The organism is Bradyrhizobium sp. U87765 SZCCT0048 (assembly GCF_018131225.1).
GTDB lineage: Bacteria > Pseudomonadota > Alphaproteobacteria > Rhizobiales > Xanthobacteraceae > Bradyrhizobium_A.
This window is the reverse complement of record NZ_JAFCMM010000001.1, coordinates 1,622,950-1,647,740: the sequence shown is the minus strand read 5'-3', so window position 1 is coordinate 1,647,740 and position 24,791 is coordinate 1,622,950. Positions and strand designations below refer to the sequence as shown.

The 24,791-nt window shown below is 67.6% G+C and carries 21 protein-coding genes; 12 read left to right on the top strand and 9 right to left on the bottom strand.

Annotated features, from left to right (window positions below):
- Nucleotides 1-69: 69 nt before the first annotated feature.
- From JQ639_RS07125 to JQ639_RS07115, 3 genes are all read right to left on the bottom strand, one after another.
- On the bottom strand, nucleotides 70-2,271 hold the full coding sequence (locus JQ639_RS07125) for a lytic transglycosylase domain-containing protein (protein ID WP_249122996.1): 2,202 nt from the start codon (nucleotides 2,269-2,271) through the stop codon (nucleotides 70-72).
- 220 nt (nucleotides 2,272-2,491) lie between these two features.
- The gene (locus tag JQ639_RS07120; RefSeq protein WP_211965349.1) at nucleotides 2,492-3,622 is read right to left on the bottom strand and encodes an FAD-dependent oxidoreductase; all 1,131 of its coding nucleotides are present in this window, start codon (nucleotides 3,620-3,622) and stop codon (nucleotides 2,492-2,494) included.
- A gap of 284 nt (nucleotides 3,623-3,906) precedes the next feature.
- A complete protein-coding gene (locus JQ639_RS07115; protein WP_211965347.1) occupies nucleotides 3,907-4,920 on the bottom strand; it encodes an AraC-like ligand-binding domain-containing protein in 1,014 nt (337 codons plus the stop codon).
- Nucleotides 4,921-5,228: 308 nt separating this feature from the next.
- On the opposite strand from JQ639_RS07115, the gene JQ639_RS07110 reads away from it, so the two are divergent.
- From JQ639_RS07110 to JQ639_RS07085, 6 genes are all read left to right on the top strand, one after another.
- Complete coding sequence (locus JQ639_RS07110) at nucleotides 5,229-6,695, top strand: amidase family protein (RefSeq protein WP_211965345.1); 1,467 nt, start codon at nucleotides 5,229-5,231, stop codon at nucleotides 6,693-6,695.
- 73 nt (nucleotides 6,696-6,768) lie between these two features.
- Nucleotides 6,769-8,001, top strand: a complete 1,233-nt coding sequence (locus JQ639_RS07105) for an ABC transporter substrate-binding protein (RefSeq protein WP_211966503.1) — start codon at nucleotides 6,769-6,771, stop codon at nucleotides 7,999-8,001.
- Nucleotides 8,002-8,011: 10 nt separating this feature from the next.
- Nucleotides 8,012-8,878 carry an ABC transporter permease subunit gene (locus JQ639_RS07100; protein WP_211965343.1) on the top strand — a complete coding sequence of 289 codons (867 nt, stop codon included), beginning with the start codon at nucleotides 8,012-8,014 and terminating at the stop codon, nucleotides 8,876-8,878.
- A complete protein-coding gene (locus JQ639_RS07095; RefSeq protein WP_211965341.1) occupies nucleotides 8,878-9,873 on the top strand; it encodes a branched-chain amino acid ABC transporter permease in 996 nt (331 codons plus the stop codon). Before JQ639_RS07100 ends, JQ639_RS07095 begins: the two co-directional genes overlap by 1 nt.
- Nucleotides 9,870-10,592 carry an ATP-binding cassette domain-containing protein gene (locus JQ639_RS07090; RefSeq protein WP_211965339.1) on the top strand — a complete coding sequence of 241 codons (723 nt, stop codon included), beginning with the start codon at nucleotides 9,870-9,872 and terminating at the stop codon, nucleotides 10,590-10,592. Before JQ639_RS07095 ends, JQ639_RS07090 begins: the two co-directional genes overlap by 4 nt.
- Complete coding sequence (locus tag JQ639_RS07085; RefSeq protein WP_211965337.1) at nucleotides 10,585-11,298, top strand: ABC transporter ATP-binding protein; 714 nt, start codon at nucleotides 10,585-10,587, stop codon at nucleotides 11,296-11,298. Before JQ639_RS07090 ends, JQ639_RS07085 begins: the two co-directional genes overlap by 8 nt.
- A 45-nt stretch (nucleotides 11,299-11,343) precedes the next feature.
- Here the strand turns inward: JQ639_RS07085 and JQ639_RS07080 are convergent, their stop codons facing one another.
- Together JQ639_RS07080 and JQ639_RS07075 are read right to left on the bottom strand one after the other, a co-directional pair.
- Nucleotides 11,344-12,060: a hypothetical protein gene (locus JQ639_RS07080; protein WP_211965335.1), complete on the bottom strand. Its 717-nt coding sequence runs from the start codon at nucleotides 12,058-12,060 to the stop codon at nucleotides 11,344-11,346.
- A 211-nt stretch (nucleotides 12,061-12,271) separates the two neighbouring features.
- Nucleotides 12,272-13,720 carry a protein adenylyltransferase SelO gene (locus tag JQ639_RS07075; protein WP_211965333.1) on the bottom strand — a complete coding sequence of 483 codons (1,449 nt, stop codon included), beginning with the start codon at nucleotides 13,718-13,720 and terminating at the stop codon, nucleotides 12,272-12,274.
- Between the two features lie 288 nt (nucleotides 13,721-14,008).
- Here JQ639_RS07075 and JQ639_RS07070 point away from each other — a divergent pair, with 288 nt between their 5' ends.
- Nucleotides 14,009-14,854 carry a glycoside hydrolase family 16 protein gene (locus tag JQ639_RS07070; RefSeq protein WP_211965331.1) on the top strand — a complete coding sequence of 282 codons (846 nt, stop codon included), beginning with the start codon at nucleotides 14,009-14,011 and terminating at the stop codon, nucleotides 14,852-14,854.
- A gap of 185 nt (nucleotides 14,855-15,039) precedes the next feature.
- The gene (locus JQ639_RS07065; RefSeq protein ID WP_211965329.1) at nucleotides 15,040-15,729 is read left to right on the top strand and encodes an outer membrane protein; all 690 of its coding nucleotides are present in this window, start codon (nucleotides 15,040-15,042) and stop codon (nucleotides 15,727-15,729) included.
- An 82-nt stretch (nucleotides 15,730-15,811) separates the two neighbouring features.
- Here the strand turns inward: JQ639_RS07065 and JQ639_RS07060 are convergent, their stop codons facing one another.
- Nucleotides 15,812-16,666, bottom strand: coding sequence for a helix-turn-helix domain-containing protein (locus JQ639_RS07060; RefSeq protein ID WP_211965327.1), 855 nt, complete (start codon nucleotides 16,664-16,666; stop codon nucleotides 15,812-15,814).
- Nucleotides 16,667-17,058: 392 nt separating this feature from the next.
- Between JQ639_RS07060 and JQ639_RS07055 the strand changes: the two genes are divergently transcribed.
- On the top strand, nucleotides 17,059-18,681 hold the full coding sequence (locus JQ639_RS07055; protein WP_211965325.1) for an ABC-F family ATP-binding cassette domain-containing protein: 1,623 nt from the start codon (nucleotides 17,059-17,061) through the stop codon (nucleotides 18,679-18,681).
- 398 nt (nucleotides 18,682-19,079) lie between these two features.
- Here the strand turns inward: JQ639_RS07055 and bla are convergent, their stop codons facing one another.
- The gene (gene bla, locus JQ639_RS07050) at nucleotides 19,080-19,955 is read right to left on the bottom strand and encodes a subclass B3 metallo-beta-lactamase (RefSeq protein WP_211965323.1); all 876 of its coding nucleotides are present in this window, start codon (nucleotides 19,953-19,955) and stop codon (nucleotides 19,080-19,082) included.
- A 453-nt stretch (nucleotides 19,956-20,408) separates the two neighbouring features.
- Here bla and JQ639_RS07045 point away from each other — a divergent pair, with 453 nt between their 5' ends.
- Nucleotides 20,409-20,846 (top strand): terminase small subunit-like protein, encoded by a 438-nt coding sequence (locus JQ639_RS07045; protein ID WP_211965321.1) that lies wholly within the window; start codon nucleotides 20,409-20,411, stop codon nucleotides 20,844-20,846.
- Here JQ639_RS07045 and JQ639_RS07040 read toward each other — a convergent pair.
- Nucleotides 20,843-21,526 (bottom strand): TetR/AcrR family transcriptional regulator, encoded by a 684-nt coding sequence (locus JQ639_RS07040; RefSeq protein ID WP_211965319.1) that lies wholly within the window; start codon nucleotides 21,524-21,526, stop codon nucleotides 20,843-20,845. The two genes, JQ639_RS07045 and JQ639_RS07040, sit on opposite strands and share 4 nt — an antisense overlap.
- A 97-nt stretch (nucleotides 21,527-21,623) precedes the next feature.
- Here JQ639_RS07040 and JQ639_RS07035 point away from each other — a divergent pair, with 97 nt between their 5' ends.
- Entirely contained in the window at nucleotides 21,624-22,286 is a 663-nt protein-coding gene (locus tag JQ639_RS07035; protein WP_211965317.1) for an O-methyltransferase, read from the top strand.
- A 10-nt stretch (nucleotides 22,287-22,296) separates the two neighbouring features.
- On the opposite strand, the gene JQ639_RS07030 is transcribed toward JQ639_RS07035, so the two are convergent.
- Nucleotides 22,297-23,226 carry a LysR family transcriptional regulator gene (locus tag JQ639_RS07030; protein ID WP_211965315.1) on the bottom strand — a complete coding sequence of 310 codons (930 nt, stop codon included), beginning with the start codon at nucleotides 23,224-23,226 and terminating at the stop codon, nucleotides 22,297-22,299.
- A gap of 163 nt (nucleotides 23,227-23,389) precedes the next feature.
- On the opposite strand from JQ639_RS07030, the gene JQ639_RS07025 reads away from it, so the two are divergent.
- Nucleotides 23,390-24,601: an HlyD family secretion protein gene (locus tag JQ639_RS07025; protein WP_211965307.1), complete on the top strand. Its 1,212-nt coding sequence runs from the start codon at nucleotides 23,390-23,392 to the stop codon at nucleotides 24,599-24,601.
- Nucleotides 24,602-24,791: the final 190 nt, after the last annotated feature.

Sequence of the window (24,791 nt, the reverse complement as noted above, 5' to 3'; positions counted from 1 at the left end):
AGGCGTCATGGTCGGGCTTGTTCCGGCCATTTTCGTTTCGCGCGTCTGCGGCGACAGGCCGTGGTGGCGCTATTTGACCGCGGACGCCTGAACTTCGAGATGCGGATCGCTGGCAGGCTCGCGGGCGGCGGTCATCGCTGCGTCGCCGTCGAACCGCACGCGGTAGACCTGCAGGTTTTCCATCACCCGCTGGACGTAGTTGCGGGTCTCGGCGAAGGGAATGCGCTCCACCCAGTCGACCGCATCGACATTCGGGTCGCGCGGGTCGCCGTACTGCTTGATCCACTGCTGTACCCGTCCGCGCCCGGCGTTGTAGCCGGCGAACGTCATGATATGGCAGCCGCGATATTCGCGCAGCAAGGCGGCGAGTTCAGCCGCTCCCATCTGGGTGTTGTAGACGGGATCCGTCACCAGCTTGTTCCAGTCATAAGCGACGCCGAACCGCTTGGCGGTATCGCGACCGGCGTCCGGCGTGACCTGCATCAAGCCGACCGCCTTGGCCGGCGACTTGTCGCGCTGGTCGAAGGCGCTTTCGGTGCGCGCGACCGAAAAGATCACGCTGCGTCCGATATCCGGTCCGATCGGACGATGCGCCGGGATGCCGATGTCGGGAAACGCGTAGTGGTCGAGCGCAAGCCCGCGGGCGAGTGCGGCCTTGCCGATCTCGAGCATCGCCCGGGCGTCGTTGCGCCGGGCGGTGAGGTCGCCGAGTGCTGCCAGGGTCGTGATGTTGCCGTTCTGCTCCGCAAGATCGCTGACGAATCCGAGCACCAGGTCGCGCTCGCCAATGGCATAGAGCATGTCGGCAGCGCGGACGCGGTCGTCCGCGGGCGCCGGGCTCAGATCCGGTTCGATCGGCGGCAGCTGCCGCAGCGCGAGGCGGTCGATGCCGAGCTTCACGCGCGCGAGCTGGCCGTAATAGGCGGTCGGGTGGCTGGCGGCAGTCTCGAAGTAGGCGTGCGACGAATCGGTGTCGCCGAGCGCCTCGGCGGCGCGGCCGCGCCAGTAGTTGGCCCGCGCCAGCACGATCGGGTTGCGCGAGCCGTCGTCGATGTGCGCGAATTGTTCGCGCGCCGTCGCCGGATCGTTGCGATAGCGCAGCGCGATCCAGCCGGCCATGAAGCGGGCCTCGGCGCGATAGTTGTCGTTGGCCGGCGGCGCGGCGTCGCGCACCACGCCATAGGCGGCCTCGGCGTCGCCGAGATCGAGCAGCTTGCGGGCGAGCACGCGCCGCTCGCGCCACCACTGGTCGGTGTCCTGCAGCGCCATCTCCTGCTGTGGTGCGGCGATCATCACCTTGCCGGCGTCGGCAAAACGCTCCCTGCGCATCAGCCACTGCGCGCGGCACAGCACGTAGCCGAGATCCTGGCGCAGATCGGTGGCTACAGCGTCGAGCAGGGCGGCTGCATTGTTCGCGCCGCCGCTGACGGCCGCGCAGGCCTTGACCAGCGCCTGGGCGTCGCCGCCGAGCCGCCTGGCGGCGCGCATCGCGCCGGCGAAATCCTTGGCGCCGATGCGCCGGTCCATGCGCAGGCGATGGTCGTCGCGGGAGAGCAGGGGCTCGAACGCCGCGTATGCGTCGCTCTCGAGCCGCTCCGACAGCTCCTGTGCACGCCACACTGCACGAACCTGCTGCAGTGCATTGTCACGCTCGCCTTCCGCGAGAAGAACGCGGGCGAGGGCCAGTCGCCCCTTGCTGCTGACGGGCTGGTCACCGGTGAAGCGATGCACCGCCGCGGCGTTGCCGCGCTCCTGCCACAGCAGGCCTTCGGCGCGGCCGCGCAACTGGCGCAGGCCCGGCCACTCCGGATTGTCGCCGACGAATGCAGCGATGCGGGCGACGCTCGCCTCGCCGTCGACATTGCGCAGGATCAGCCATTCGACCAGGGTCTGCGCGACGGGATCGCCGAGCGATGCCTTCAATGCCGTCGCGTCGCGCGTTCTGCCCTTGCGGATGAGGTCGAGCGCCTGCTTCACCACGGCAAGGTCGCCGGACAGCGCCGTCGCCGCGGCCACCGGTGGTGCAGCCGGCGCTGGCGCGGTGTCGTCGAGTGATGGCCGTGATCGCGGCAGCGGGATGGACGAGGTGGCGACGTGCGCTGCGTGGCGTGTCCGGCCCGCTTTCGTGGCCGCGTGCGCGACCTTCGCGCGCGTGGTGTGGATGGAGGCGTGAGATTGTCGGGCGCGGGCGCTCGCGTCGTGTGGCGTCGCCGTGATCGCGAGCACAGTGAGCGTGACGGCGCTGGTCACCGTTCGCATGCGTTGGTTCATTGCGTGTTCCCCCACGGGAGACCCCGGCACCAACCATCAGACGGCACGACTCCATGCCGCACGAACTGACATCGAGCGTATCACGCAGCCGTTTAAGAACTGTCACGCATCCGCAACACGACCCGGAAAACGCCGCCCTCATGGATATACCGTGCCGGGTAATGCTGCCGGGGAACCCGAGGGAACCGCGACACCCGTCATCTGAGAGCCGTCCGCTCGCTCAGGCGAGATGCCTGCGAAATAGGTCGACCACGCCATGCGGTGCGGTCTCGTCGAAGAACCGCGCGAGGTTCCGCGCAGTTTCATCCGCCACCGCGGTGCTGCGCGAGAAGAGATCGTTTTCATAGGCGGCGAGCGCGGCCTCGATGTCGTCGGGATGGGCGATGAGCGCCCGTGCGAGTTCGGCGCCGTCGTAGAGAGCGAGGTTTGCTCCTTCCCCGGCGAAGGGCGACATCAGGTGCGCCGCGTCGCCGAGCAATGTGACGCCTGGCGTGCGCTTCCACTGGTGTCCGACGGGCAGCGCGTGGATCGGACGCAGCACGGGCGTGGTGTCGCTGTTCGTGATGAGGCTGGTGAGGTGCGGCGCCCATCCGCTGAACTGTTCGGCGATGCCGGCGAGAGAAGCTCTCGGGTCGCTGAGGTCGAGGGATTTGATCCAGTCCTCCGGCCTGTTGAGGGCTGCATAGGTATGCAGCGTTCCGTCTGCGCAGCGGTGCGCCAGGATGCCTTTGCCCGGAGCGACAGCCATCAGCGTGCCGCTGCCGATCGCGTCGGCGCTGGCCTTGTGGCGGGTGTCGCCGTCGAACAGGAACGTTTCGATGAACGAGGTGCCGGTGTAGATCGGCCTGGCATCTGAAAGAAGCGGCCGGACCCTGGACCACGCGCCATCGGCGCCCACGAGGACACTGCAAGTGATCCTCGATCCATCGGCGAAGATGATGTCGTGCCGTCCATCCCCGTGCGCTACTGCCGAGGCGACCTTGTGACCCCACCTGATCGTGTCGGGTGGAAGCGCGTGAATGAGCATGCGCCTGAGGTCGCCCCGGTCGATTTCCGGGCGCTGGCCCGTGTCGCTGCCGGGGTGATCGAACAGAACGGTGCCGTGGCGATCGACAATGCGTTTGGCATCCTCGCCGGGGCGAACCAGACCCAGGAATGTGTCGAACAGCCCTGCAGCCTTGAGGGCGATCTGGCCGTTATACGGGTGAATGTCGAGCAGGCCTCCCTGAGCCCGCTCGCTCGCCGAGGCTTCGGCTTCGTAGATCGTTGCCGGGATGCCATGAAGATGGAGGACACGCGCGAGCGTGAGGCCACCGAGGCCGGCGCCATTAATCGTGATCGGATGTTGCATGGTTGCGCTCCAGTAACCGCGATCATGCCGCGCCTGTCGACGCTGATGACTGCGATGGCCTGATGGTCGTCAGGCGGTTGCTTTCGGAGACGCTGGCCGAACCGCGCAGGGCGCGCGGCTGACGTGTACGCGACGGCCAGGAAGCTGGCGGTCGTTTTTCGCGACGGCCGGGACACTATAGCCGCCTGCCGGGCAAAGCAAGATCGATGCTCGCTTCATCGGGGCAGCGGGGTCAGCGGCCCGGGATACGACGCCGTCCGGAGCAGGCCCGGTGTTCCGATGCTTCAGTTCGAGCGTCTGCGGCCCGAAGCCTTATCGCCTGCGCTTTTCCCTGGCGCGATGGTGCGCGACGGATCCCGCGCCACCGCGTGCGGCGTCTGTCCGAACGCGGCCTTGAAGGCGCGGCTGAAATGCGAGGGATCGCTGAAGCCGAAGCTGAGCGCGGCGTCGATCACCTGGGTGATGTGCCCCTCCGCCAGCGCCTTGTAGCTCGCGGCCAGTCGCTGTTGCCACAGCCAGCGGATCGGCGTGGTGCCTTCGGCCGCGAACAGGCGGTTGAGCGTTCGCGGCGCCATGCTCTGGCTGCTGGCGATGCGCGCGATATCGAGATCGGCGTCGTCGAGATGGGCCATCAGGTAGCGCTTGACCTGCTCGAGTTGCCGGGCCCTGTGTGGTATCGGCGTCGATGTGTCCTTCAACTCGGCTTCGATGGTGGTGGCCAGAATGTCGAGCGCCGACGCGCCGATCCGCAGCGCGACGTCCGGATCGGTCGTCGCGGCCATCCGGCTGATCTGTCCGATCATCGAGGCGGCGAGCGCGCCGACCGGCGTTCCCGCCGCGATGCGACGCGCCACGCATCGCCGCGCCGTCGGCATGCGCGAGATCAGCAGCGGCCGCGGGATGGTCACCATGATCGCGCAGTGGTTCTCGCGGAATTCGAGTTCGAAGGGCTGGGTCTGGTCGTGCAGGACGAGATCGCCCGGGCGCATCTGCGCGGCGCGCCCGTCCTGCGCAATGGTCGCGGAGCCTTCCAGCGTCAGCCACAGCATGATGTCGTCGCGCGCATCCTTGCGGATGTGCGCGCCATGCCGGCTGACATGGAGCGGCTCGTCGGGCACGGTGGAGCACACCATGTCGCTGACCAGCAGCGGGCCGAACGACTTGACTTCGATACGCGCGCCGAAATGCGCGTCGCTGGTCAGCTTGCAATCGGTGGTCGAGTAATTCCGGCAGGTCGCTTCGTGCCAGAGCTCGAAGCTGTCGCTCGGCTTCACCGCGGCAAGGTCCGCGCCATGCATCCGACATCACTCCAGTGCTGTACCGTGAAACGGGCGCTCTGCGCGTTCTCGCGAGGCACGCAAAGGCTACCCGCGGTACTCAGTTCTGGCAAGCCGAGTCCATGGTCTGGCACGCCGAGGCAGGCCGGTCCGCGGCATCTGCCGCTACAGTCGAGCGATATCGTCGGTGCAGTCCGCACGGGCGCGTCAGTGCGCAGCCGGCAGGATCGGCTGCGCTGCCACACGCACGGCCAGGCTACCTGCAATCAGAAACGGTGAGCATGCGCCGCGTGGCGGCTGGCAACACCTGGGTGAGGAAACGTATGACCATGTCCGAGCGGGGCCAGCACGATGCCGTCGCCATCGCTGAATTGACGGCAACAGAAGCGGTTGCGCACTTTCGCGATGGCAGCCTGACGGCTGAGGCCTACGCATCCGCGCTGCTGACGGTCTGCCGCGCCAATCAGGATCTCAATGCCTTCACTTATCGCGACGATGCGCGGGTGCTGGAAGCCGCGCGCGACGCCGATCGCGCCCGCAGCCGTGGCGATGTCCCGCGAGACCTCGCCGGCATTCCCGTGGTGGTCAAGGACAACATCGATACGGAGGGTTTTCCCACCTCGGCCTCGACGGCTGCGCTGAAAGGTCACAATCCCGGATGCGACGCGCCGGTGGTCGCTGCGCTGCAGCGTCGGGGGGCCTATGTGTTCGCCAAGGCGAACATGCATGAGCTCGCTGGCGGCGGCACCTCGTCCAATCCGACGTTCGGCGCCGTCGGCAATCCCTATGACCGCGCCCGCGTTGCCGGTGGATCGAGCGGCGGCACGGCGGCGGCGATCGCTGCCCGCATGGCGCCGCTGGGACTGGGCACCGATACCGCGGGATCGGTGCGCATTCCCTCGGCCTTCTGCGGCACGGTGGCGCTGCGGCCGACCTCGGTGGGCGGCACGCGCTATGCGCTCGACGGCGTGGTGCCGCTGGCCGCCGATCTCGATACCGTCGGCCCGATGGCGCGCAGCGTCGCGGATCTCGCGCTGATGCACTCCGCGATCGCCGGCGCGCCATCGCCGACGCCGGCCCGTCTTGCGGATGTGCGCATCGGCATCCCGCGGCAGCACTATTGGGAGGGCCTCGATACGGAGGTCGAACGGGTGACGCGGGCGGCACTCACCCGCCTGCAGGAGGCCGGTGCGACATTGGTCGATGTCGATGTCAGCTCGTATCTGCCGGACACGGACGCGACATTCTGGACGCTGATCAATGCCGGCATGCGCGAGGACCTCGCCGCCTATTTCCGGCGCCATGCCATCGATCTCGACGCCACCGTGGTGATCGATGCCATCGCCAGCAAGGACACCCGCCGCCTGTTCCACCTCGCGCGTGAGGCCTCGTTGACCGGCGCGGAGGTGGCTACCGCCCGCGGTGCCGGGCGCGCCCGGATCGGCGCGGCCTACAGCGCGATGTTTCGCGCGCACGGTCTCTCGGCGATCGCGTTTCCGACCGAGCCGCTGGTCGCGCCGCTGATCAGCGCCGCCGGCGATACCTTCGAGGACGAGGTCGAGGTCGGCGGCAAGCCCGTCAGCAAGCTCGAGAGCCTGATCCGTCAGACGCGCTTCACATGTGCGCTTGGCGTGCCCGGACTGAGCCTCGCGGCGGGGGTGACCGCCGCAGGGTTGCCCGTCGGCCTTGAGTTCGACGGCCTTGCCGGTGGCGATGTCGATCTGCTGGGACTGGGTCTCGCCGCCGAGGCCGAACTCGGGCGGCTGCCGCCGCCGGATCTGCGGCTCGGATCGTAGAGACAACGGACGGGGCGAACCGTCGCCGTTCCGAAGCAACAGCAAGCGCCTTTCGCGCGCAGGGGGAGGGATCATGATCAGCAGACGCGACGTATTGAAGACGGTGACGACCGGGGCCGCTGCCGCCGGCTTTGCGCAGGTCCTGCCGATGCGCACAGGGTATGCTGCCGACAGCATCAAGGTCGGCTGCCTGATGGACCTGTCGGGGCCGTTCCAGGTGTTCGGCCAGCCCAAGCTTCATGCGCTGCAGCTCGCGGTCGACGAGATCAACGGACGCGGCGGTCTGCTCGGCCGGTCCGTCGAGCTCGTGCATTACGACACCCAGTCGGACAACAAGCTGTATGCGCAGTTCGGCCAGCAGCTCGCGCTCAAGGACCGCGTCGTCGCCGTGCACGGCGCTATCACCAGCGCGGCCCGGGAGGTGGTCCGGCCGATCTTCGGCCGTGCCAAAATTCCGTACTTCTACGACATGATCTACGAGGGCGGTGTCTGCGATCGCAACACCATCGTCACCGGGCCGACGCCGCCGCAGTTGCTCGCCAAGATGATCCCCTATGTGATCCAGAAGGCCGGGCGCCGGATCTATACGGTCGCCGCCGATTACAACTTCGGTCATTACTCGGCCAAGTGGGCGGAGCAGATCGCCGCCGCCAATGGTGGGCAGGTCGTCGGCGCCGATTTCGTTCCGCTCGACGTCAACAATTTCGGCGCCATCATCAGCAAGATCCAGCAGGCCAGGGCCGACGTGGTCTACGGAGTGTTCGTGGGCCCGGCACATGAGGCGTTCTATGGCCAGTGGGCCGCGGCGGGACTGAACAAGACCATCCGTCTCGCCGGCCACACCTTCGGCGACGCCGGCGAGAATCTGCGCCTTCCCAGGGACGTGACCGAAGGCATCATCGCCTGCAAGAACCTGTTCGACGAGGTCGATACACCAGCGAATCGTGCGTTCCAGGCGCGCTGGAAAGCGAAGTTTCCGTCGGATGCGTTCATCGGCACGCTGGCGCCGGCCGACTATCAGGGCATGCTGCTGTGGGCCGAAGCGGTCAGGACGGCGCAGTCGACCGATCGCGACGCCATCCTCAAGGCGCTCGCCGGCGGTGCTGCGATCGATGGTCCGAGCGGCAAGGTGCGGCTCGATGCGAAGACCAACCACTGCCTGCTCGACATGTATCTCGCCGAGGTCAAGGACGGCGCCTTCGTCGTGCAGCAGAGCTGGCAGCAGGTCGCCCCTGTCATCGACGACGAGCGCTGCGATCTCGTGAAGACGCCCGGCACCAACCAGCAGTTCGGTCCGAAGAGCTGAGCGCGCGGCGATGGAGCTGACCCTCATCACGGCGATCCACGTGCTGTACGCGGTCGCCAGCCTGTTCCTCATGACCGCAGGGCTTGCCGTCATCTTCGGCATGATGGGCGTCATCAATTTCGCCCATGGCGAATTCCTGATGGTCGGCGGCTTCGCCTTCATTCTGGCGGTGCGCACCGGGGTCAATATCTGGCTCGCGATGTTCGTGGTCGCGCCGCTGGTATGCGTGATCCTCGGGGCGGTAGTGGAGCGGCTGATCATCCGCCGCCTGTACGGGCGCACCGTGGATACCATTCTCGCCACCTGGGGCCTCAGCCTGCTGCTGATCGGGATCGCGTCGGTGACGCTGGGCTACGATCAGCGCGGCGTCAGCCAGCCGTTCGGCTCGATTGCGATCGGATCCTATCGCGAGGGCGGCTACACCTTCTTCGTCATTGCCGTTGCAGCGGTGGTGATGGTGGGGCTCTACGCACTGTTGCGCTGGACCAGCTTCGGTCTGGTGGCGCGCGGCACCATGGAGAATGCGGCGATGGCCGGGGCGCTCGGCACCCATGTGCCACGGGTCTATGCGCTGACCTTTGCCCTCGGCGCCGCCCTGTCCGGAATCGCCGGCGCGGTGTTCGCCCCGGTCGCCGGCGTAATGCCGGTGTCCGGCACGATCTATATCGGCAAGGCGTTCATTACGGTGATTTCCGGCGGCCCGCTGCCGCTCGCCGGCTCGGCGCTGGCGGCGAGCTTGCTTGGCACGGTCAGCGAGTTGACCACGATCGTCTCGACGCCGGTGGTCGGACAGGTGGCGCTGCTCGCCACGGCTGTCGTCCTGCTGCGCATCCTGCCGTCCGGGATCACCGGGCGCTTCTTTCGGGGCGGCGTGTGATGGTGCGTAAGCTCGCTGCCGGGGCGCTCATCGGCCTCGTCCTGCTGTGCGGGATTCCGCTGCTCGTCGAAACCTACACGCTGTTCAACCTGACCGTGTTCGCGATCATGGCGATCTTCGCGCTCAGCCTCGCGCTGGTGTGGGGCTTCGCCGGCATCCTCAGCCTTGGCCAGTCGGTGTTCTTCGGTCTCGGCGCCTACGCCTATGCGATCACCGCGATCAATTTCGCCGACAGCACGCCGGCGCTCGTGGCCGCGATCATCGTGCCGGTTCTGCTCGCCGCGCTGATCGGTTACTTCGCGTTCTTCGGCCGGGTGACGGATGTCTACTTCGGGGTGATTTCGCTGACCGTGTCGCTGATCTTCTACAGCCTGGTCAACAGCACCTCGGGACAGTCCTTCACCATCGGCAACGCGCCGCTCGGCGGCTACAACGGCATTCCGTCGGTGCCGCCGGTGAACTGGCCGTTCGCGCCCGACGCAGCATTCGGCTTCCATGGCATGTACTATCTCTCCGGAGCGGTCCTGCTGGCAGTCTATCTCGGGCTGCGTCTGCTGCTGGCGTCGCCGTTCGGGCGGATCTGCATCGGCGTGCGCGAGAGCGAGGCGCGGGCCGAACTGCTCGGCTACGACGTGCGCATGTACAAGCTCGGCATGTTCTGCATCGGCGCTGGCGTCGCGGGCCTCGCGGGGGCGCTGTTCGCGGCGTGGGGATCGTTCGTCGGGCCGGATTCGTTTTCGGTCGGCTTCGCGGCGCAGGCCATCATCTGGGTGATGTTCGGCGGGCTCGGTACGCTGATCGGGCCGGTGGTCGGGTGCATCATTCTGCAGGCGGTCACGACCTGGCTCGGCCAGGCCAAGCTGACGGATCCCAACATCGTGCTCGGCATCATCTTCATCGCCGCGGTGCTGTTGTTGCCGCAGGGCGTCGTTCCGGCGCTCGATGCCGCCTGCCGACGGCTGCTGCGGCGTGAGCCGAAGCGGGGGACGCGATGATTCTGGAAGCGCGTCAGCTCTGGCGCCGGTTCGGTGGCGTCGCCGCCGTCGCGGGCGTGGATTTTCAGCTCGCGGAGGGCGAGGTCCGCTGCCTGATCGGCGCCAATGGCGCCGGCAAGAGCACCTTCTTCAAGATGCTGACCGGGCAACTGCGGCCGACCAGCGGCTCGATCTCGCTGATGGGGCGGGACAGCACGCGGATTGCGCCGTTCGAGATCGCGCGCCTCGGGGTCGGCATCAAGATGCAGGTACCCTCGCTGTTCAATGGCCTCACCGTGCGCGAAAGCCTCACGCTCGCCGCGCACCGCTCGCTGGGGCGGCGACGGGCCGCCGCCGCGGCGGAGGCGATGCTGGCGGAGATCGATCTGGAAGCGGAGGCGGGGACGGAGGTCGAACTGCTGTCTCACGGCCAGCGCCAGTGGGTGGAGCTCGGCATGGTCCTGACGTCCGATCCGAAACTCGTTCTGCTCGACGAGCCGGCGGCGGGAATGACCCATGGCGAGGTTGAAAAGACCATCGCGCTGATCGGCCGGCTGCGCGGCCGTCGCACCGTGGTGGTCGTCGAGCACGACATGCACTTTGTCGGCCGCATCGCCGAGAAGGTCACGGTGTTTCATCGCGGCCAGGTGCTCGCGGAAGGCTCCATGGAGATGATGCTGCGCGACCCGCGCGTGCGCGAGGTCTATCTCGGACGAAAGGCCGGCGGACACCATGACTGATCCGGTGCTCGACGTGGCCGATCTGCGGGCGGGCTATGGCCGCGTGCCGGTGCTGCTCGGCGTGACCTTTGCGGTCGAGGCGGGCGAGATCGTCGGCATCCTCGGCCACAACGGCATGGGCAAGACGACGCTACTGAAAACGGTTGTCGGCCTTGTACCGGTGACCGGCGGGCGCATCACCGTCGCCGGCGATGATGTCACCATGCAGCCGGTGCACCGGCGCGTGCGTCAGCGCATCGGCTACGTGCCGCAGGGGCGCGAGATCTTTGGCAAGCTCACGGTACGCGAAAACCTGTTGTTGGCAGCGCGCGTTGCCGGGCTGCCTCCGCAACCGGCCGTTGCGGTCGCGGTGCGGGACTTTCCGATGCTCGAGGAATTGCTCGAGCGCAAGGGAGGGGCGCTGAGCGGCGGCCAGCAGCAGGTCCTGGCGCTGGCCCGCGCGCTGTGCGGCAAGCCCGATCTGCTGCTGCTCGACGAGCCGACCGAAGGCATCCAGCCGTCCATCGTCGAGGAGATGGAAGGCCATCTGCTGCGTCTCGCCGCCGGCGGCCTTGGCATTGTCGTGGTCGAGCAGGATCTCGACTTCATCGCCTCGGTCGCAGGCCGGGTGCTGATGCTGCAGAAGGGCGCGATCGTGCGCGAGGTGGCGCCGTCGGCGCTGCGCGATCCGGCAATGATCGACGCGTTCATGGGAATCCGGCCGTAGCGATCACGCGACCGCCGGCTAGCCGGCGGCGCGGAGGTCTGTGACCTAGCCTTCGCAGGGCTGCATCAGGTTGAGCGATTGCAGCAGTCCGGTGAATGGATTGCCGGACGGCTGGCACGAGCGGTTGCTGGCGACGGTCCGCTGCGGGGCCGGTTTGGCGGCGACACGGTGCGGCGACGGCGGCGCATGACGGACATCGGCCGGCGGCCGCAGTTCCTGACGGGCCGCGACAATGGTCGGCTTCGGCGGGGCCGGCGGGTGTGCGGCGAGCGGCGCGGGCTTCGGATGTGTCGGGGTGTGTGTGGCGGCCGTGACCGGCTTGTGGACCGCAGGCGCGGCGGCGGGCTTGCCCTCGACCGCGCGGGCATTGGCATTGTCCCAGCGCGCCGCGACGGCGGCTTGGCCTGGTCGCGCCGGGGGCGGGACAGGCGCGTTCGCGGCGGCGACGCCGCCTGTGGTGGCCGGTGCGGCAGCGGGGGCCGGCGCCGGCTGCGCGTCAGTGGCGCGCTCGGCGATGTCGAGGCGATCCGTCTTGCTCAGCGCGTTGCTGTCCGGAGCCGGGACAGGGACCGGAGGAGTGGCGGTGCGCGCCACCATGGCGAGCTGGTCGGGCTTGGCCGGCGGGCGCGGTGTTCCCTGGCTCGGGTCGGTCGTCATACCGACCATGACGCCGAGACCGGTGAGGAACGCGATCGCAAACCACGCGGCCGTGAACTTGCCGGTCGTGAAGAAAGCAGGCGTGAAGATGTCAGATCGGATCATCATCGCTCGTCCCCATCGTCGGTCTCGCGCCGGAGGCACGTGTCCCGGCCGACCGTGAGGTCGTCCATCCCGGATGAAAAGCGTTGCGATCAATTCGGGCGGACTTTCGGCATCGTGCCGAAACCTGGCGCCTCGCGGGGAAATTCAATGAATCGAAGTTAATGAAAATTACCAGGGTCCCGCTTTGCGGAACCCCGGATGCCGGAGCCCGTCATGTCCCACAGAAGGTCTGCAGCACACGCTCGTCCGGCTGCGGCGGCTCGGCGTAGCCGGCGAAGGCCGGCTGGTCGTCATAGGGGCGTGCCAGCACGGTGGCGAGAGTCTCGAACGGGCCGTAGTCGCCGCGCGTTGCCGCAGCGATCACCGCCTCGATGCGGTGGTTGCGCGGGATGAAGGCCGGATTGATGGCGCGCAACGCCGCAGCGTCCGGCGCCTGCGGGCCGCGCTGCGCCCGCCAGCGCGCCAGCCAGTCGTCGAGCGCGGCGGGCTCGGCGACCATGGCGCGCAACTCCGATGCGTCGCCATCGGCGGCAGTGCTGAGCCGGCGGAACGTCAGTGTGAAGTCCATCTCGTGCTGCGCCATCAGTTGCAGGAAGTCGCCGATCAGTTCGTCGTCGCCGTCATAGCCGGCGAGGCCGAACTTGGCGCGCATGCCCTGCGTGTAGGCGGTGTCGAACGCCGGCGAGAAGCCGGCGAGGATGTCCTTGGCGATTTCGATGGCGGTGTCCTGATTGTCATCGAACAGCGACAGCAGGCATTCGGCGAGGCGGGTCAGGTTCCACAGCGCGATGCGGGGCTGGTTGGCGTAGGCGTAGCGGCCGTTCTGGTCGATCGACGAGAACACCGTGGCGGGGTCGTAGGCGTCCATGAATGCGCACGGGCCGTAGTCGATGGTCTCGCCGGCGATCGACATGTTGTCGGTGTTCATCACGCCATGGATGAAGCCGATCAGCATCCAGCGTGCGACGAGATCGGCCTGACGGGCGATCACCTGCGCCAGCAGCGCGCGGGCCGGATGCGCATCGCCGGCGATGGCCGGATAATGCCGCGCGATGACATGGTCGACGAGCCGGCGGATGGCGTCACGGTCGTCGCGCGCGGCGAAGAACTGGAAGGTGCCGATGCGGATGTGGCTCGCCGCGACGCGGGTCAGCACGGCGCCGGGCAAGAGGGTCTCGCGCTGCACGCGGTCGCCGCTCAGCACTGCCGCGAGCGCCCGCGTGGTCGGGACGCCAAGCGCAGCCATTGCCTCGCTGACCAGATACTCCCGCAGCACCGGGCCGAGCGCGGCGCGGCCGTCGCCGCGGCGCGAGAACGGGGTGGGGCCGGCGCCCTTGAGCTGGAGGTCGCGACGGCGGCCGTGACGGTCGATCACCTCGCCGAGCAGAATGGCGCGGCCATCGCCGAGCTGCGGCACGAACTGCCCGAACTGGTGGCCGGCATAGGCGGTGGCGATCGGGTCGGCGCCGCCCGGCAGGCTGGTGCCGGCGAGCATGGCGATCCCCGCGGACGAGGCCAGCCATGCGGCATCGAGGTTGAGTTCATCGGCGAGGGCGACATTGAGCTTGATCAGCCGCGGCTCCGCCACCGGCGTCGGCGCGACGCGGGCATAGAAGCGGTCGGGCAGGGCGGCATAGCTGTTGTCGAAGCGGATCTGCATCGTCCGGATATAGGGCCGGTCGGATGCGCGGGCAATCGGACCGGGGGCGCGGTGGGCGGGTTTTCGGCCGCATGGCACCGCGGCAGGTGCGTGCGAGTGCGATCGGGAACGGTATCCCGTGGCGCATGGCGTGGGGAACTGTCATGATAATGGCCGGCCGGTATCGCGGCCAGCTGCGAACGGCGGCGGCAGGGCCGCGGGGCGCGCGCGTTGATCCATTGCAGGCCGGCCGACGCCGGAGCCATGTAATTTGAGACCAACCGATTTTCAGACCATCGAAGGCCGACCATGCCATTGCGTCATGCGGGCCACCCCCGTTCCAGCCGTATCCTGGCCGCTGTCGCGGCGCTGACATGTGCCGCCGCGCTTGTCGGCCTCATCGTTCCCGCTCGCCCGCAGGCGCCGACCGCGCCGGCCCAGGCCTCCGCCGCCGGCTTCTCCACCCTGGCGTTCAGCGACGAGTTCACGGCCGACACCTACACCGGCGCGGCGACCACGCGGCTGTGGTGGGGCAACTTCTGGTTCTTTCCGCCGCCGGTCGGCAGCGCCGCGATGCTGTCAAGCACCGATATCGTGCGTATTACCACGCCCGGCACGACGCCGGGGACTCATCTGGTCAATCACCCCATCAACAGCGATCCTTATGGCCCGAACTATGTGTTCGGCTATTTCGAGGCGCGCATGCGCTTCTCGGCCGGGCCGGGTGGCGACGTGAAGAATTCCTGGGGCGCGTTCTGGCTGCTGTCGAAGCCGGCGATCGAGAACCAGGTCACCGACGCCAGCGGCAACAAGGCGTGGTGCGAGATCGACGTCGCCGAAATGTTCGGCCACGGCCTGCTCAACACCACCATTCATTCCTGGGTGCAGATCGGCAGCGGCACCCCGACGGACACCATCAATCCAGCGCACCTCAATACGGTGACCGCTGATCCCATCGACGGCAACTGGCACACCTTCGGGGTGCTGTGGCAGGAGGGGGTGGTGACCTGGTTCCTCGACGATGTTCAGGTCGCGACCTATTCGCACTCGTTTTCGGTCTGCAACACCCAGGCCATGACGCCGATACTGTCGTCGCAGAGTCTTGCCGGCGATTCCCAAATCGCCGACGTCGACTGGGTCCGCGTGTGGCAGTAGAGCCCCGGCGAACCGGTATTTCGAAAAGCGTTAATCTTGCCAATGGCTTAAACACGCCAAGTTTGTTGCGTAAATGTCACACGCGGGTTCCAATTCGCCGGGATAACGATCGCAATGATTGCCAGCGGGAACCGGACGTGGTGATAGACCGCCATTGACGTTTCTTTTTCCGGGAATACACGCAAATGAAGAAGTTTCTGCTTGCCAGCGCCGCCATTGTCGCGCTCGCGTCGTCCGCCTCGGCCGCTGACCTGCCGGCTCGCGCCTACACCAAGGCTCCGGTCGCTCCGATTGCTCCGATCACCAACTGGTCCGGCTTCTACGTCGGCGGCTTCGGCGGCTACGGCTGGAGCGGCAGCAGCAACAACAACCTCGACCTGAAGGGCGGCTTCGGCGGCGGTACCGTCGGCTACAACTTCCAGACCCCGGGCAGCCCGTTCGTGTGGGGCATCGAAGTCGACGCCGCTGGCGCCAGCATCCGTCAGTCGGCCGGCGTGATCGGCCTCGTGACCGCTGAGGACAAGATCCGCGCGTTCGGCACCGTGACCGGCCGCGTCGGCTACGCGTTCGACTCGGCGCTGCTGTACGTCAAGGGCGGTTACGCCTGGGCCGACAACCGCTTCTCGGTGAACGTCGCCGGCGTGAACTTCTCGGACAGCAAGCTGCACTCCGGTTGGACCATCGGCGGCGGCCTCGAGTACATGTTCCTGCCGAGCTGGTCGGCCAAGGTCGAGTACCAGTACATGGACTTCGGCAGCCAGACCTACTTCGCCAACCTCGGTGGCATCAGCTCGGGCAACCAGCAGATCCACACCATCAAGGGCGGCATCAACTACCACTTCAACTGGGGTGGTCCGATCGTCGCGAAGTACTGATCGCGCCGTATTCTCCATCTGACATCCGACTTGAGCCCGGCACGCATGTGCCGGGCTTTTTTCGTGTCGCGCGAAGAGACTTCTACTGGCCCGTCTGCCGCCGCCACGCGGCTGGCGTGATGCCGGTCACGCGCTTGAAGATCCGGGTGAAGTGGGCGTGGTCGGCGAAGCCGACTGCTTGTGCGATAGCCGCGATCGACAGCCGTGCATCGTGCAGCAATGCACGTGCCCGGCGCAGGCGCGCGCGCACCAGCCACTGATGGGGCGTCGTGCCCGTGGAGTCGCGGAACGCGCGGATAAAATAGGGCCGCGACAGGCGGTTGAGCTGAGCCAGCTCGATCACCGAGACACTCTCGGTCATGTGCGTCATCAGATAATCGACGGTCTGCGCCAGTTGCCGCGGGCTCAGGCCGCCGCGGCGTGGCGCCCTGTCGGGCGTGCCGGCGAAGCGCTGCAGCAGTGCCAGCGCCAGGGTATCGCCCTGCAGCGTGTCGGTGGTTGCGTCCGACAGGCATTCCAGCTCGAACAGCCGCGCGAGTTGCAGGATCACCGGATCGAAGAACATCAGCCGCGGCGCGAGGAAGCGGTCGACGCAGATGTCGTCGTCGATCAGCGAGGCGATCGTCTCATGGTCGAAGGTGAACGAGATGACGCGAAAATACTCGGTGTCGTTGGACGCTGCCCAGACCGCCGAGCGCGCCGGCGCGTAGTTCATCTGGTGGATGGTGTCGAAGGCGATTGGCGTCGGCCGCGCGATGCTGTCCCGCGCGTCGGGTTGGCCGCCGGAGAGGTCGAGCACGATGCTCAGCCGTGCGCAATCATGGGTGATGTCGGTGCAGAACGGCGCGAAGAAGCGCACGCCCTTGACATAGACGCCGACGCCGCTCCACGACCGCGCCGCCAGCGCGACCGGCGCGGCGCCGGCGTAGTCCGGCATGAACGGGCGCGTCCAGGCGGGCGGGATTGCGGGCAGTGGCAGTGTCTGCCCCATGGTCAGCGTCGGGGTCGGTCGGTGGGGCGGGGTCGGAGGCAGGAGGCGAGGACAGTGGGCGCGGGCATGGTCGTCGTCACGTGGCTGCAGCGCTCCTCTGGCGCGGGACTGTTTCGGGCCGCCGCATATGACAGCCTAGCAAAACCGGAACCCGGGTAAAGCACAGCGCCCATTCCCCAATGGTCGTAGATCGCAGAGCTTGCGGCGGCCTGCAACGCAGCGGCGATTCGACTGTCGCTCTCGCGTCGGTCCACGGTGCGCGAAACAGGCCGAAATCGCTTTCCCTGCCGCTCCGTATCCCCTAAACACGCGGCAAATTTCCTCATTTTGCGCGTGCCATGATCCGTCTCGACACCATCAGCAAGCAGAACGGCCACCAGATCCTGTTCATCGAAGCCGCCGCGGCGCTTCAGCGCGGCGAGAAGGTCGGCCTCGTCGGCCCCAACGGCTCCGGCAAGACCACGCTGTTCCGCATGATCACCGGACAGGAGCTGCCCGACGAGGGCCAGGTGTCGGTCGATCGCGGCGTCACCATCGGTTATTTCAGCCAGGATGTCGGCGAGATGGCCGGCCGCAGCGCGGTCGCCGAGGTGATGGACGGCGCCGGTCCCGTCAGTGAAGTTGCGGCCGAGCTCAAAGAGCTCGAGGTCGCGATGGCCGATCCCGAGAGCGCCGACGAGATGGACGACATCATCGCGCGCTACGGCGAGGTGCAGGCGCGCTTCGAGGAGCTCGACGGCTACGCCCTCGAAGGCCGCGCGCGCGAAGTGCTCGACGGCCTCGGCTTCAGCGCCGAGATGATGGACGGCGACGTCGGCTCTCTCTCCGGCGGCTGGAAGATGCGTGTCGCGCTCGCCCGCATCCTGTTGATGCGACCCGACGCCATGCTGCTCGACGAGCCGAGCAACCATCTCGACCTCGAGAGCCTGATCTGGCTGGAGCAGTTCCTCAAGGGTTATGAGGGCACGCTGCTGATGACCTCGCACGACCGCGAGTTCATGAACCGCATCGTCGGCAAGATTCTGGAGATCGACGCCGGCTCGCTCACCACCTATTCCGGCAACTACGAGTTCTACGAGCAGCAGCGCGCCGTCAACGAGAAGCAGCAGCAGGCGCAGTTCGAGCGCCAGCAGGCGATGCTGGCCAAGGAAATCAAGTTCATCGAGCGCTTCAAGGCGCGTGCCTCCCATGCCGCGCAGGTGCAGAGCCGCGTCAAGAAGCTGGAGAAGATCGAGCGCGTCGAGCCGCCGCGCCGCCGCCAGGCGATTGCGTTCGACTTCCCGACCGCGCCGCGCTCGGGCGAGGACGTCGTCAGCCTCAAGGGCGTGCACAAGGGCTATGGCAGCCGTCGCATCTATGATGATCTCGACTTCATGATCCGTCGCCGCGAGCGCTGGTGCGTGATGGGCGTCAACGGCGCCGGCAAGTCGACCCTGCTCAAGCTCGTCGCCGGCGCATCCGAGCCGGACCAGGGCTCGGTCACCGTCGGCGGCAGTGTCAAGATGGGCTATTTCGCCCAGCACGCGATGGAGCTGCTCGACGGCGAGCGCACGGTGTTCGAGGCGCTGGAAGACGCGTTCCCGCAGGCCGGCCAGGGTTCGCTGCGCACGCTCGCCGGCTGCTTCGGCTTTTCCGGCGACGATGTCGAAAAGCGCTGCCGCGTGCTGTCCGGTGGCGAGAAGGCGCGGCTCGTGATGGCCAAGATGCTGTACGATCCGCCGAACTTCCTGGTGCTCGACGAGCCGACCAACCACTTGGACATGGCGACCAAGGAAATGCTGATCGCAGCGCTCGCCGACTATGAGGGCACCATGCTGTTCGTGTCCCACGACCGGCACTTCCTCGCGGCGCTGTCGAACCGCGTGCTCGAGCTGACGCCCGAAGGCATTCACCAGTACGGCGGCGGCTACACCGAATACGTCGCCAGCATCGGCCACGAGGCGCCGGGCCTGCGCAGTTGAGGACGGAGCGCGCAGTCAAGGCAGGGCTGCGCAGTTGAAGCAGGCCGCGCAGTTGAAGCGGACTGCTCGGCAGAAGCAGGGTTTCGCCTCTCGTTAGAATATGCCCGGCCTCGTGCCGGGCATTTTTACGTCTCGGGTCGGTCGCCCGATTGGGGGGCGGCGAATCTGGCGCGCGCCGCACCCACCGCGTCATTGCCGGGCTCGACCCGGCAATCCAGCTGTCTCGCGCCGCCGCGGGTGTCTTCAAGCTGGATCACCGGGTCTCGACGCTTGGCGTCGGCCCGGTGATGACGCAGAGAATGAGGCGGTGCTTTGGTTCGTCATGGCGAGGAGCGCGGCATGACGTGGTGAGCGTGCGTTGACGGCACACCGAGCCTCGTTCGCGCCGCCCCGCCCGCTCACCCCTTCTTTCCCGCCTGCTCCTTCTTCAGCGTCGTCTCGAAATCCGCTTTCGCCTTGCTGACGAGGCGGCCGAGCAGGGCGGGGTCGACGAAGGCGTCCTTGTCGCCCGCCTTGAGTTTTGCCGCGCGGCCGAACACGTCGACCACCTCGGGATGGCCGGTCAGCACCACGTCGGCTTTCATCGCACCGAGCCGCGCGAAACTCTTGTCGAAATCGGCGACGATGCCAGGATAGCTCTTGTTGCCGACGAGTACGTTGCCCGCCACCGAAATACTGCAGGGAAACACGACCTGCAGCGTGCGGCCGCCGTCGGTCACCGGCATCGCGAACGACGTGCAGCCCCTGGTGTGGCCCGGCGTCAGCGTCGCGGTGAGGCGGATGTCGCCGAGGCTGATGGTCTCGCCGTCGGTGATGACGCGGTCGACCGCGACCGGCGGGAAGGTCAGGTGCTCGTATTCGCTGTCGCCTTCATGGTGGCCGTGCTCCAGCGCCGAACGGTCCTCGGCGCTGGCGTAGACGGCTGCGCCGCTGTCGCGCTTGAGCTGGGCGATCGCGCCGGCATGATCGAGATGGGCATGGTTGTTGAGGATGATCTTGATCTCGTCCATCCGGTAGCCGAGGGCCTTGATGCTGGCCTCGATCCGCTGCGCGTTTTCCGGCATCGTGCCGTCGAGCAGGATCGCCTGGCGCCCGGACGTGATGAGGTAGGCGCCGAGGCCCTGCGTGCCGACATAGTAGACGCCCCCGATAATGCGGAACGGCGCCACTGGCGCAAACCATGCCTGCGGCGCGGCAAACGGCTCGGCCTGCGCGCAGGGTGAGGCGGCGATCAGCAGCGCGGCGACGGCGGCGCGCGCGGGCAGGGAACTCATCGTCATCTCCTGAGACAATCGGAATGCTGCGAGCGTTAGCGGCGCGTCGCCGCGGCCACAAACGATCAATGTTGGGCCGAGCCATGAGAAAAATTTGCAGCAGCGCACCCTGGCGCCGCCATCATCGCTTCTCGCGGCGTGACGGCGTCGCGTCGGCCAAACCACAGGTTTCGCGGGTGTGACGTTGCGGCGTGACGGAAAATCGGCGACAATGCGCATGCTCCCGCGCATCATGAACATGCCCGGCGTCGCCGCTGTGCGCGGCGTGCGCGATGCATGCCGTTGGCTGGCAACGCGCTGACCGCGCGGATATTTTTCGGCGAGCATGCGGCGGCTCGAGCAACGTTTCGGCCGCCGTTGCGGCAACACCCCCAGCGTCAAAACAGATTCGGAACAGAGGCAGAGCAGGCGTCGGAAACGGCTGGGGTCGCGCCATGCGCCGGAGAGCAAGCCATGAAAGATCCATCCCGCTACCGCCGGACCGTTCTCGACCGCATCAGCTTAGGCATCAGCCGCGGCCGCACGCTGGAGAGCCTGTGTGGCGCCGACGGCGTGCCGTCGCTTGCGACGCTGCTGCGCTGGGCCCGGCTCGACCCCGGGGGCTTCGGCGCGGCGTTCCGGCGCGGCCGCGCCTTCGACCTGCAGGCGCGGCTCGATGATCTCGTGGAGATCGCCGACGACAGCCGCGACGACTGGCGGCCACGCGCCGCGCCTGCCGGCGCTGAAGCCGTGTTCGATCCGGATAGCGTCACGCGGGCGCGCCTGCGCATCCGCGCCCATGGCGCCGATCTCGCGCGGGCGCTCGCCAAGACGGACGACCTGGCGGTCGACGATCTCGCCGAGCTGCTGCGCACGATTGCGGCACGCTCCGCGCCGCGGGATGATGCCTAGCGGCGCGGAGCGATGTCCGCGGTGCGCCGGCCGTGTCGTCCGTCGTCTGGTGAGGGCCGGCCTTTCGCGGCGAAATAGCCGCAGAACATATCGCCGAGGATGGCCGCCTTGCGGGCCACGTCGGCATCCGAATGATCGGTGGTCACGCTGTCGCCGACCGCGCCCATGACGGTGGTGATCATCTCGGCCATCACCGCGCGCTCGCGCCGCGGCGCGTCCGGCATCAGCTCGCCGAGGAAGGTGGTGAACATCCGCGTGCCGTGTGTCTCCATCGCCACCGCCTCCGGCGCGTCGCGGTACAGCGGTGCGGCGTCGTCGAGCGCGGCGCGCAGCGAGGCCTCCTCGCGCTCGGTGCGCAGGAAGGTGTCGACCAGTGTCCGCAGCCGCTGCTCCGGTGGATGGCTGCGGTCGGTGAGGATGGCGCGCAGCACGGCGCTGGTGCGCGTCCACTCGTCGACCTGCAGGCGGAACAGGATCGCCTCCTTGTTGGGAAAGTACTGATAGACCGAGCCGACGCTGACGCCGGCCCGCTCGGCGACGCGGGCGGTGGTGAAACGCCGTGCGCCATCGCGCGTCAGAACGTGAATCGCGGCCTCCAGGATGTCGGCGACGAGTTGTGCGGAGCGCGCCTGTTGTGGTGCTTTTCGCAGGGAAATGCGGGGTTTCGTGCGTGCGGGCATGGCGGCTTCCGAATGCGAATGGCGAATGCGACGAATTATTCGTATTTTATCCCGGCGCGTCGATGACGTCACGCCTTTCATGACCACGGAGTTTCTCATGACCACACTGACCACGGCGCCGCTGGCGCCGATCCTCGCCCGCCTGCTCGATGATGCCGACGTCTCCAGCGCCGCGCTGAACGTCGAGTTCGCGAGCATGACGGAGCAGGAGCGCGCCCAGCTGCATGATCCGGGGCAATACCGCGCGCTCTATCACCGCGCCCGTGACCATCACCTCGCGGTGTCGCGCGACACCGGCAGGCTGCTGTACATGCAGGCCCGTGCGGTGCGGGCGCGCAACATCGTCGAGTTCGGCACCTCGTTCGGCGTCTCGACGCTGCATCTTGCCGCGGCGCTGCGCGACAATGGCGGCGGCCGGCTGATCGGCAGCGAGTTCGAGCCCGCCAAGGTCGCCCGCGCCAGCGACACCGTCGCGGCGGCCGGCCTCGCCGATCTCGTCGAGATCCGCGAGGGCGATGCGCTGGAGACGCTGGCGCACCACATGCCGGAGCCGATCGATCTCGTGCTGCTCGATGGCGCCAAGCCGCTCTATCCGGCGGTGCTGGCGCTGCTCGCGCCGCGGCTGCGCCCGGGCGCCGTGATCATTGCCGACAACGCGGACTGGAGCGAGGAGTATCTCGCGATCGTGCGCGACCCGGTCGGCCGCTACACGTCGCTGGCGTTCGGCGAGGACGTCGAGCTGTCGGTGTTCACCGGCTGATGCGGCTTCCTCAGGCCTCCTCGCCGTCGAGCGGCGGGTTCATCCATTTGCGGTGCTCGGCGAAGCGCTCGGCGAGGAGGTCGATGAAGGCGCGGACCTTGCTGGAGAGGTGATGACGATGCTGATAGATCGCGTTGATGATGAACTCGACCGGGCGGTGGTTCGCGAGCAGCCGCACCAGCCGGCCGTTCTTCAGGTCATCGGCGATCATGAAGCTAGGCGCCAGGAAGATGCCATGGCCGCCGAGCGCCAGCATGCGCAGCATTTCGCCGGAATGAGTGACGACGTTGCCGCCGACCTTGACCATCAGCGGCTGGCCGTCGCCGTCCTCGAACCGCCACTCATTACCATAGGGGTAATGGGCGTAACGCAGGCAGTTGTGCGCGGCGAGGTCGGCCAGTTCCTGCGGGGCGCCATGACGCTCCAGATAGGCCGGCGCGCAGCAGACGAGATGACGCCATGGTGTCAGCTTGCGCGTCACCAGGGAGGAATCCTCGGAAGGAATCATGGTCATGATCGCCAGATCGATGCCCGTCTCGACCAGATCGATCATGCGCTCGCCCCCGGACGACTCCACCGAGACCGACGGGTAGAGCGCGAGGTACTCGGCAATCACCGGCGTCAGGAACCGCACCAGCGACGGGTTGGCGTAGATCCGCAGCGTGCCGCGCGGCGTCGCGTTCATGGCGTCGGCGATGCGGTCCGCCTCGTCGAGATCGCCAAGGATCTGCCGCGTGCGCTCGTAATAGGCCTGGCCGATCTCCGTCAGGCTGACCTTGCGGGTGGTGCGGTTGAGCAGCCGCACGCCGAGATGATCCTCCAGCGACTGGACGTGGTTGCTCACCATGGTGACGGACATGTTGAGCCGGCGTCCCGCGGCAGAAAAGCCGCCGCTTTCGACCACCTGGCCGAACACGGTCAAACTGGTGAGGCGATCCATAAGTGGCTCGATTGCTTGGTGAATTCCAAAAGTCCGGGGAAGGATTATCCAGCCTGAGCGGATAATCCTTCCCATCCTTCCGAGATTATCAGATCGAGCGGGAAATCGCATGTTCCCCCACGACGAATTGATGGGCCGGCCCGGCCGGCCACAGGAGACGACAATGGTTGAAATGCCCCGCCCCGAGAGTTTTGCCACGGCCACCGAAGGCTCGGCCGCTGCATCCGCCGCCCCGGTGTCCCGTCGCCAGATGCTCCGCCGTGGCGTGCTCGCGGTCGTGCTGATGGCCGGCACGGCGCTCGCCGGCGTCTATGGCTACGACTACTGGACCAGCGGACGCTTCCTGCAGTCCACCGACGACGCCTATGTGAAGGCCGACTCGACGATCATCGCGCCCAGGATCGCCGGCTACATCGCCGACGTGCTGGTGCAGGACAATGCCGAGGTCGCCGCCGGCCAGGTGCTGGCGCGCATCGACGATCGCGACTATCGCACGGCGCTCGCCCAGGCCAGGGCCGATGTTGCCGCCACCGGCGCGACCATCCGCAATCTCGATGCCCAGATCGTGCTGCAGCAGTCGCTGGTCGATCAGGCCAGGGCGTCGATCGAGGCGACTCAGGCCTCGCTCGATTTCGCGGTGTCGGACGCCGCGCGCTATCGCGACCTGATGCAGACGGGCTCGGGCACCATCCAGCGGGCGCAGCAGACCGAGGCCGTTCGCGCCCAGACCGCGGCGCAGCTGCAGCGTGACAACGCCGGTCTCGTCGCCGCGCAGAAGAAGGTGGCGGTGCTGACCACCGAGCGCGAGCAGGCGCAGGCCCAGCTTGCCAAGAGCGAGGCTGCCGCGCGCCAGGCCGAACTCAATCTGTCCTACACCACCATCACCGCGCCGGTGGCCGGCCAGGTCGGTGCGCGCACGCTGCGTGTCGGCCAGTTCGTCACCGCGGGCACCCAGCTCATGGCCGTGGTGCCGCTGCACGCCGCCTATGTGGTGGCGAATTTCAAGGAGACGCAACTGACCTATGTGCGCGACGGCCAGCCGGTCGAGGTGCGCATCGACAGCTTCCCGGATCTGCGCCTCAAGGGCCATGTCGACAGCCTGTCGCCGGCCAGCGGCCTCGAGTTCGCGCTGCTGCCGCCGGACAACGCCACCGGCAACTTCACCAAGATCGTGCAGCGCATTCCCGTCAAGATCGTGCTCGACGATCCCGCCGACGCGGGCCTTCTGCGCGCCGGCATGTCGGTCGAGCCGACGGTGGACACCAAGGCCACGGTGCTGGCCGCGCGCAACGCCCCGACGGGCACCGCCACCGCTGGGCGCCGTGTGCTCCGTCCCACCCGCAATGCCGCCAACGACGCCGGCGGCATGATGTAGCGGCGACGGCGGTGGCTCGCCCGACCTCCGCGAGCCATCGTCTTGCCGCGACGACAGGCGGCGACGCTTTGACCCCCACTGCGTCCCCGTCGCGGCCCGGCGATCCGGCACAAGAGCTCGGCGTTGTGTTGCCACGAGCCGGCCGGATCGCCGGGTTGAATTCATTTGCCGAGCGGCGTCGAACGTCTCG

What these genes read in the sequence shown, in the direction of transcription:
- JQ639_RS07125 (WP_249122996.1), bottom strand. Translation starts at nt 2,271, where the DNA reads ATGAACCAACGCATGCGAACGGTGACCAGCGCCGTCACGCTCACTGTG.
- JQ639_RS07120 (WP_211965349.1), bottom strand. Translation starts at nt 3,622, where the DNA reads ATGCAACATCCGATCACGATTAATGGCGCCGGCCTCGGTGGCCTCACG.
- JQ639_RS07115 (WP_211965347.1), bottom strand. Translation starts at nt 4,920, where the DNA reads ATGCATGGCGCGGACCTTGCCGCGGTGAAGCCGAGCGACAGCTTCGAG.
- JQ639_RS07110 (WP_211965345.1), top strand. Translation starts at nt 5,229, where the DNA reads ATGTCCGAGCGGGGCCAGCACGATGCCGTCGCCATCGCTGAATTGACG.
- JQ639_RS07105 (WP_211966503.1), top strand. Translation starts at nt 6,769, where the DNA reads ATGATCAGCAGACGCGACGTATTGAAGACGGTGACGACCGGGGCCGCT.
- JQ639_RS07100 (WP_211965343.1), top strand. Translation starts at nt 8,012, where the DNA reads ATGGAGCTGACCCTCATCACGGCGATCCACGTGCTGTACGCGGTCGCC.
- JQ639_RS07095 (WP_211965341.1), top strand. Translation starts at nt 8,878, where the DNA reads ATGGTGCGTAAGCTCGCTGCCGGGGCGCTCATCGGCCTCGTCCTGCTG.
- JQ639_RS07090 (WP_211965339.1), top strand. Translation starts at nt 9,870, where the DNA reads ATGATTCTGGAAGCGCGTCAGCTCTGGCGCCGGTTCGGTGGCGTCGCC.
- JQ639_RS07085 (WP_211965337.1), top strand. Translation starts at nt 10,585, where the DNA reads ATGACTGATCCGGTGCTCGACGTGGCCGATCTGCGGGCGGGCTATGGC.
- JQ639_RS07080 (WP_211965335.1), bottom strand. Translation starts at nt 12,060, where the DNA reads ATGATCCGATCTGACATCTTCACGCCTGCTTTCTTCACGACCGGCAAG.
- JQ639_RS07075 (WP_211965333.1), bottom strand. Translation starts at nt 13,720, where the DNA reads ATGCAGATCCGCTTCGACAACAGCTATGCCGCCCTGCCCGACCGCTTC.
- JQ639_RS07070 (WP_211965331.1), top strand. Translation starts at nt 14,009, where the DNA reads ATGCCATTGCGTCATGCGGGCCACCCCCGTTCCAGCCGTATCCTGGCC.
- JQ639_RS07065 (WP_211965329.1), top strand. Translation starts at nt 15,040, where the DNA reads ATGAAGAAGTTTCTGCTTGCCAGCGCCGCCATTGTCGCGCTCGCGTCG.
- JQ639_RS07060 (WP_211965327.1), bottom strand. Translation starts at nt 16,666, where the DNA reads ATGCCGGACTACGCCGGCGCCGCGCCGGTCGCGCTGGCGGCGCGGTCG.
- JQ639_RS07055 (WP_211965325.1), top strand. Translation starts at nt 17,059, where the DNA reads ATGATCCGTCTCGACACCATCAGCAAGCAGAACGGCCACCAGATCCTG.
- bla (WP_211965323.1), bottom strand. Translation starts at nt 19,955, where the DNA reads ATGAGTTCCCTGCCCGCGCGCGCCGCCGTCGCCGCGCTGCTGATCGCC.
- JQ639_RS07045 (WP_211965321.1), top strand. Translation starts at nt 20,409, where the DNA reads ATGAAAGATCCATCCCGCTACCGCCGGACCGTTCTCGACCGCATCAGC.
- JQ639_RS07040 (WP_211965319.1), bottom strand. Translation starts at nt 21,526, where the DNA reads ATGCCCGCACGCACGAAACCCCGCATTTCCCTGCGAAAAGCACCACAA.
- JQ639_RS07035 (WP_211965317.1), top strand. Translation starts at nt 21,624, where the DNA reads ATGACCACACTGACCACGGCGCCGCTGGCGCCGATCCTCGCCCGCCTG.
- JQ639_RS07030 (WP_211965315.1), bottom strand. Translation starts at nt 23,226, where the DNA reads ATGGATCGCCTCACCAGTTTGACCGTGTTCGGCCAGGTGGTCGAAAGC.
- JQ639_RS07025 (WP_211965307.1), top strand. Translation starts at nt 23,390, where the DNA reads ATGGTTGAAATGCCCCGCCCCGAGAGTTTTGCCACGGCCACCGAAGGC.